At 57.8% G+C, this 5576-nt stretch carries 6 protein-coding genes; 3 read left to right on the forward strand and 3 right to left on the reverse strand.

Annotated features, from left to right (window positions below):
- The first annotated feature begins 28 nt into the window (after positions 1–28).
- Together VN114_RS12895 and VN114_RS12900 are read left to right on the forward strand one after the other, a co-directional pair.
- Positions 29–1219, forward strand: coding sequence for an HPP family protein (locus VN114_RS12895; protein ID WP_325515486.1), 1191 nt, complete (start codon positions 29–31; stop codon positions 1217–1219).
- 17 nt (positions 1220–1236) lie between these two features.
- Complete coding sequence (locus VN114_RS12900; RefSeq protein ID WP_325515488.1) at positions 1237–1698, forward strand: PAS domain S-box protein; 462 nt, start codon at positions 1237–1239, stop codon at positions 1696–1698.
- A 112-nt stretch (positions 1699–1810) separates the two neighbouring features.
- Here the strand turns inward: VN114_RS12900 and VN114_RS12905 are convergent, their stop codons facing one another.
- The 3 genes from VN114_RS12905 to VN114_RS12915 all read right to left on the reverse strand — a co-directional run bounded on the left by VN114_RS12905 (position 1811) and on the right by VN114_RS12915 (position 4872).
- Positions 1811–3547, reverse strand: a complete 1737-nt coding sequence (locus tag VN114_RS12905; RefSeq protein WP_325515490.1) for a chloride channel protein — start codon at positions 3545–3547, stop codon at positions 1811–1813.
- 73 nt (positions 3548–3620) lie between these two features.
- Complete coding sequence (locus tag VN114_RS12910) at positions 3621–4055, reverse strand: MarR family winged helix-turn-helix transcriptional regulator (protein ID WP_325515492.1); 435 nt, start codon at positions 4053–4055, stop codon at positions 3621–3623.
- Positions 4056–4269: 214 nt separating this feature from the next.
- A complete protein-coding gene (locus tag VN114_RS12915) occupies positions 4270–4872 on the reverse strand; it encodes a restriction endonuclease (RefSeq protein ID WP_325515494.1) in 603 nt (200 codons plus the stop codon).
- A gap of 126 nt (positions 4873–4998) precedes the next feature.
- Between VN114_RS12915 and VN114_RS12920 the strand changes: the two genes are divergently transcribed.
- Complete coding sequence (locus tag VN114_RS12920; RefSeq protein WP_325515496.1) at positions 4999–5547, forward strand: M15 family metallopeptidase; 549 nt, start codon at positions 4999–5001, stop codon at positions 5545–5547.
- Positions 5548–5576: the final 29 nt, after the last annotated feature.

Consider the following 5576-nt stretch of genomic DNA (forward strand, 5'->3'; position numbering starts at 1 on the left):
GGCTTGCGCATATATATTCAGGAATAACATGAGTCAATCGCAATTGCAGTGGCTAGCCCGTTTTCTGCCCACCCAGAGTTTCGTTGACCGTTACGAAAGAATGCGCGCCTGTGCCGGCGCGCTGTTCGGCATTGTTCTTACCGGCGCCTTCAGCTACCTGATTCTGGGCCAGGACATCCATGCCGCATGGCTGATTGCGCCGATGGGCGCGTCATCGGTGCTTCTGTTTGCGGTACCGTCGAGCCCGCTGGCACAACCGTGGTCGCTGGTCGGCGGCAATCTGGTGGCGGCATTGATCGGCGTCACCTGTGCCAAACTGATCGGCACACCGATGCTGGCTGCGGGCGTTGCCATTTCGCTGGCGATCGGCGGCATGTTCATGCTCAAATGCATCCACCCGCCAAGTGGCGCGGTCGCGCTGACCGCAGTCCTCGGCGGACCGGCGATTCATGCAATGGGTTACAGCTTTGTCTTGGTGCCCGTATTGCTCAATTCGCTGATTCTGCTGGTGATGGCACTGTTCTATAACAATGCCACCGGTCGCCGCTATCCGCACAAGCCTGCACCCGACCCGGCCACCAAGCACAACACGGGAGATCTTCCGCCGACCGAACGCACCGGTATCACACCGAGCGATCTGGACGAAGTGCTCAAGCGCTACAACCAGGTGATTGACATCAGCCGTGACGATCTGGAAGAACTCATGCTGAAAACGGAAATGCAGGCATACCGCCGCCAGTTGGGTGAAATGCGCTGCGCCGACATCATGTCGAAGGATGTCGTCACCGTGGAATTCGGAACCGATCTGGCAGACGCATGGCAACGCCTGCAACAGCACGACCTGACCGCACTGCCGGTGGTCGATCGCGGCAATCACGTAATCGGCATCGTGACCAAGGCCGATTACCTGAAGCATGCGGAAGACGAGATGCATGAAGGCCTCGGCAAGCGTCTTGCCCATCTGATCATGCCGTCGCAGGTCACGCATACGGACAAACATGAAGTCGTCGGCCAGATCATGACGAAGGAAGTCGTTACCGCCCGCGCCAACCAGTCGATCGTCGAACTGGTGCCGCTGATGTCGGACGACGAATTGCATCAGGTACCGATCGTCGACGACCAGGAGCGTCTGGTCGGCCTGATTTCGCAAACCGATCTGATTGCCGCCCTGTTTGAAAATACAATGGCGGATCGCGTACTTCCGCGTCCGGCCGTTTGAACATTAAGGAGAATCACATGAATACTATCGACAATGGCGGAATCGACATGACCATGCTGTACAAGGGCATCGTCGAGCAATCGACCGACGCCGTCATCTTTGCCGATCGCGACGGTCTGGTACGCGTATGGAACAGCGGTGCCGAACACATTTTCGGTCACAAGGCCGAGGACGTGATCGGCGGTTCGCTCGACATCATCGTTCCGGAACGCATGCAGCAGGCACATAACAACGGCTTCAACCACGCGGTTTCGACAGGCGAGATGAAATACGTGAACAAGGTGCTGACGACGCGTTCGATGCGCAAGGACGGCACCCGTATTTATGTCGACATGAGTTTTGGACTGGTGCGCGACAACGACGGCAATGTGCTGGGTGCACTGGCCATCGCGCGCGACATCACGGAGCGTTACGCCAGCGAAAGCGCGCAACGCGTGAAGATTGCCGAACTGGAAAAGGCGCTGGCTGAAAAGGGCTGATCGCTCACCCGTCCTGATTCTTCAGCCTCATTCCGGTTTTCTTGTTGTTTTCTTCCTGTTTTCTTTTACGGCCTGACCGCCAACAACGGTCAGGCCGTATTTTCTTGTCGATTCAATTCCCGAAAAAACGCTCGCGCACGTGTTCTTCTTCGTACGCTCTTTGCGACGGTTTGACCAGATCGCTGCGGCTGACGATGCCCACCAGATGACGTGAGCGGCTGTCCACCACCGGCAGGCGTTCCAGATGATGCTTTGCCATCCGGCGCGCCACGACCTGACAGGTTTCCACCGGAAAGGCGACCGACGGCGTCCTGTTGTCGAACAGTTCCGCAATCGTGCCGTCCTCGCCGCGCGACCGCATGCCCTCTTCCAGCGCTGCACGATCGACCACGCCGATCAGCACATCCTTGCGATTCAGGACCGGAAAGGCACGATGCTTTTGATCTGCGCCGAAATACCGTTGTGCCACCTCGCGCAATGTCAGCGACGAATCGATCGTAACCACATCCGATGTCATCACTTCGCCGACGAACGAACGTTCCTGCGGATCGACACTGTATTCGCGATAGATATGCAACCCGCGGCGTGCGATTTTTTCCGTCATGATCGATCGACGCATCACCATGATCGTGAAGCCGTAAGACACGCCGGTGGCCAGCAGCAGCGGCAGCAATGCATTGAAGTCGCCGGTCAGTCCAAGCGCAAAGACCGCCGCCGTCAGCGGAGCGCCGAGCACGCCTGCCAGTACCGCCGCCATGCAAACCAGCGGCCACAATGCCGCATCGGTACCCGGCACCAGACTGGAAATGATCGTTCCCAATCCCGCACCCAGCATCAGCAACGGTGCCAGCACACCGCCCGACGTACCGGAACCGAGCGCCACTACCCAGATGATCGCCTTCACCACCAGCAGCGACAACGCTACGGAAACGGCCAGATTATTGTTCAGCAGATCGGCAATCACGTCATAGCCGACACCCAGCGCACGTGGCTGGAACCAGCCGCCGATACCGACTGCCAGCGCGCCAATCGCCGGCCACCACATCCAGTGCACAGGCAGTTTGTGAAACCAGTCTTCAACGCGATACAGCGCAACCGACATGCCTGCCGACAGCATGCCGCTCAACAAACCCGCAACCACGCAAACGACAAAGGATGCAACGCCGACCGGCTCCGTATGCATCGGAAACAACGGGCCCGGCTCCAGCAGCAACGGTCGGCAAAACGCCGCAACCGCGCAGGCGACGATGACCGGCAACAGACTGCGCGGCCGCCATTCGAACAGCAGCAGTTCGACCGCCAATAACACGGCGGCGACCGGCGTGCTGAATACCGCCGTCATGCCCGCCGTCGCGCCGGCAACCAGCAAGGTCTTGCGCTCCGCCGCGCTTACCGAGAAATTCTGCGCAATCAGCGAACCGATGGCGCCGCCCGTCATGATGATCGGACCTTCGGCGCCGAACGGGCCGCCGCTGCCGATCACGATGCCGGACGTCAGTGGCTTGAGTATCGCAACTTTGGGCGACATCCGGCTTTTACCGAACAGGATCGATTCGATCGCTTCCGGAATGCCGTGTCCGCGGATCTTGTCCGAACCGTAACGCGCAATCAACCCCGCGATCAACCCGCCGATCACCGGTACCGCAATCACCCACAGGCCCAGCGTGTGGCCGGCCGGCGAACGGTCCGCAAACGAGAACGTCTGGAAGAAAAAAAGATTGGTGAAAAAGTGAATCAGGTTCAGCAGGACAAATGCCGCCACCGTGCTGACGGCGCCGATTGCAACCGCAATGGCACACATGAAAACAACCCGCATGTCGGGAGAAAAATCGCGTTGATGAGCGTGCATAGGAAACCGGAGAGCCTGTAAAAAACGGGAAAGGAATCGTACTGGATGCCTGCGTCGTACCGCCTGTCGTCGATCAGGCCGTGCCTTCGCTGTCGTTGAATGCCGAAATCCGCGCCACCTTGAACACTTTCGACAGTGAACGCAGTTCGTTGCGATGCAGTTCGGCCAGATGACGCAATTGCGTTTCGCCCAGCGGAGTCAGTCGCACCAGAACCTGGCGACGATCCTGGCGACCCGGCGTACGCGTAACCAATCCCGCCTGTTCGCAGCGCGACACCAGCGAGACTGCGCCGTGATGACGAATCTGCAGCCGTTCGGCGAGCTGACCGACCGTCGCCCAATCCTGTCCCGGGAAGCCCTTGATGTGCAGCAGAACCAGGTAATGCAGCGGCGTCAGACCGACGCTTTGTGCGGCGTCTTCACTGAACTTGAGAAAGCGGCGCAGTTGATAACGGAACTCCGAAAGCGCTTCGAAATCGCCTTGTTCCAGCATTGCAGAATTTGACATGAGCGGCAGCCGGACAACGCCAGCCTGGAAAAACGAAAACGCAATAATATCACGTTATGATATATATTCAGGATCGCATTGCTGCGGTCGTTCTGCGTCCCGCCTCGGAGGACCCGAATCGCCGAGAGAAAATAAAGTAAAACGACCAAAGTAAAACGACAATAAAAAAACCCGGCCGAAGCCGGGTTTTCGTCAACAATCGCACGCGATCGAATCAGGTTTTTCTGCCCGATTTGTCACCGGCAGTTTTCATCTCCCGCATCAGCTTCGCCAGGGCGGGACCGCGTATCAGACGTATCTTCTTTTCCACGGCGAATTCCATCGCGGTTTGCGTGAATTCACCGGTTGTCACATACAGGGCATCGTACAGCCCGCCGCGTTCGACCGCATTGCACAGTTCACGCAATGGCTCGACGCCGGTACTCGCGACTTTCCAGCGGCGGCAACTGACCAATGCCGTGCGACCGTCGCTGGTGATGGCAAAATCCGCTTCCGGCAGGTCGATCCGCTTCACATCGAAACCGTCGCGGCGAAGCGCCACTTCGATCTCGTCGGCAAACTCACGCCACGATAATGCGCGAATTTTTTCCATCATCGCCGCAGTACGTGCCTTGCTCGGCGTGCCCCACTGCTTTTTCAATGCCGCAACACAAATGACCGTAAACGGCACCCCGGTCAACATGCCGTAAATCCGGTAGCCCGGCGGCATGAGCGCCATGCCGATCAATGCCAATGCAATCGCCACCAGCCCGCTGACCCACCAGGGCGAGCGCAGCAATATTGCAAAAATCGAATTTTTTGCCATCTTCAATTTCACGTGTCACCTCTTTTTTATGTGGCGGCATGATAGCAGTTCGCGCCGCAGGTCTTTGCAACATTTGCAGCATTTGCAGAGTTCGGCAGCAGCACGTAAGCTGCTCCGGTTTCCACCCGCATTTGAATCATGATCAACGACGACCAGGAATACCGACAACGCATTGAACGCGAGCTCGCCAGACTCGGCATTTCGCAGGAATTGATTGCGCAGAAAAACCTGCCCTTCTATCGCGAGGCACAGGATCTGACCACCGCGGAAACAGATACCGAAGGCCGCCAGTTCATGATGACGCCGGCCACCGCCAACGCATGGAGCGCGATGAAGGCGGCCGCATTGCAGGATGGCGTGGTCCTGGAAGTCGTTTCCGCATTTCGTTCGATCGAGCGACAGATCGACATCATCCGCAACAAGCTGGATCGCCAGATGCCGATGGAAACCATCCTGACGCTGAGTGCGCCCCCCGGCTACAGCGAACATCACACCGGTTGCGCGATCGACATCAACACACCTGGTTGCATGGCGACCGAAGAAGAATTCGAACGCACCGATGCGTTCCGCTGGCTGATTACCCATGCCGCCCGATTCGGCTTTACGCTTTCCTATCCGCGCGACAATGATCTTGGCTTTATTTACGAACCGTGGCACTGGCGCTTCAGTCCTGACGGCGCAGCATGATTCTATAACTTACTTCAAATAAAGATTAT

It is taken from the genome of Oxalicibacterium sp., from assembly GCF_035565035.1.
GTDB lineage: Bacteria > Pseudomonadota > Gammaproteobacteria > Burkholderiales > Burkholderiaceae_D > Oxalicibacterium.

Coding starts and splice junctions, on each gene's coding strand:
- VN114_RS12900 (WP_325515488.1), top strand. CDS start 1,237: ATGAATACTATCGACAATGGCGGAATCGACATGACCATGCTGTACAAG.
- VN114_RS12920 (WP_325515496.1), top strand. CDS start 4,999: ATGATCAACGACGACCAGGAATACCGACAACGCATTGAACGCGAGCTC.
- VN114_RS12910 (WP_325515492.1), bottom strand. CDS start 4,055: ATGTCAAATTCTGCAATGCTGGAACAAGGCGATTTCGAAGCGCTTTCG.
- VN114_RS12905 (WP_325515490.1), bottom strand. CDS start 3,547: ATGCACGCTCATCAACGCGATTTTTCTCCCGACATGCGGGTTGTTTTC.
- VN114_RS12895 (WP_325515486.1), top strand. CDS start 29: ATGAGTCAATCGCAATTGCAGTGGCTAGCCCGTTTTCTGCCCACCCAG.